Here is a 1,055-nt window from a genome sequence, read left to right on the forward strand (position 1 = left end):
CCACCCTGGCGCCCAATACGCAAACCGCCTCTCCCCGCGCGTTGGCCGATTCATTAATGCAGCTGGCACGACAGGTTTCCCGACTGGAAAGCGGGCAGTGAGCGCAACGCAATTAATGTGAGTTAGCTCACTCATTAGGCACCCCAGGCTTTACACTTTATGCTTCCGGCTCGTATGTTGTGTGGAATTGTGAGCGGATAACAATTTCACACAGGAAACAGCTATGACCATGATTACGCCAAGCTCGAAATTAACCCTCACTAAAGGGAACAAAAGCTGGAGCTCCACCGCGGTGGCGGCCGCTCTAGAACTAGTGGATCCCCCGGGCTGCAGGAATTCGATTAGTAGCCGTAGCTGCCTTCTTGCAGTAGGTAATAGAGTTTTCTGTTCTGTTGGTGAAGGTCTTGGCGCCGGTCTGTATAGATGGAAGCTCCGATCATGACACACAGACAGGACATGAGCTGGATGATGGACGTCAGGACGAACCTCTCTCCCTGCTTGAGGCGGAAGAGCTGGAGCAGAAAGATGAGGAAGGAGATGCAGGAGAGGATGGTGGAGAGGATCGTGGTGGCCTGCACCGCCTGCATCACAGAATAACCTTCAAACGCTTCAGGGCCGGTCAGCTCATTGATCTCGGTACAGTTTGTGCTGTTGGTGCACACTCTCCAGAGGTCAGCAGAGAAGCTGTCGCCTACCCACCAGGCATTGTCAATGGTAGAGGATCCGCGAATCAAGCTTATCGATACCGTCGACCTCGAGGGGGGGCCCGGTACCCAATTCGCCCTATAGTGAGTCGTATTACAATTCACTGGCCGTCGTTTTACAACGTCGTGACTGGGAAAACCCTGGCGTTACCCAACTTAATCGCCTTGCAGCACATCCCCCTTTCGCCAGCTGGCGTAATAGCGAAGAGGCCCGCACCGATCGCCCTTCCCAACAGTTGCGCAGCCTGAATGGCGAATGGACGCGCCCTGTAGCGGCGCATTAAGCGCGGCGGGTGTGGTGGTTACGCGCAGCGTGACCGCTACACTTGCCAGCGCCCTAGCGCCCGCTCC

The 1,055-nt window shown here is 55.7% G+C and carries 1 protein-coding gene and 1 pseudogene; one reads left to right on the forward strand and one right to left on the reverse strand.

Annotated elements, in window-relative coordinates:
• Window positions 1-341: 341 nt before the first annotated feature.
• Window positions 342-734 (reverse strand): PMP-22/EMP/MP20 family protein, encoded by a 393-nt coding sequence (locus GTU67_RS15170; protein ID WP_185780810.1) that lies wholly within the window; start codon window positions 732-734, stop codon window positions 342-344.
• Window positions 735-742: 8 nt separating this feature from the next.
• Between GTU67_RS15170 and GTU67_RS15645 the strand changes: the two are divergent.
• Window positions 743-964: pseudogene (locus tag GTU67_RS15645) on the forward strand (hypothetical protein); the annotation flags it as partial.
• Between the last annotated feature and the right edge of the window lie 91 nt (window positions 965-1,055).

It is taken from the genome of Pusillimonas minor (genome assembly GCF_014237865.1).
Taxonomy (GTDB): domain Bacteria; phylum Pseudomonadota; class Gammaproteobacteria; order Burkholderiales; family Burkholderiaceae_B; genus Neopusillimonas; species Neopusillimonas minor.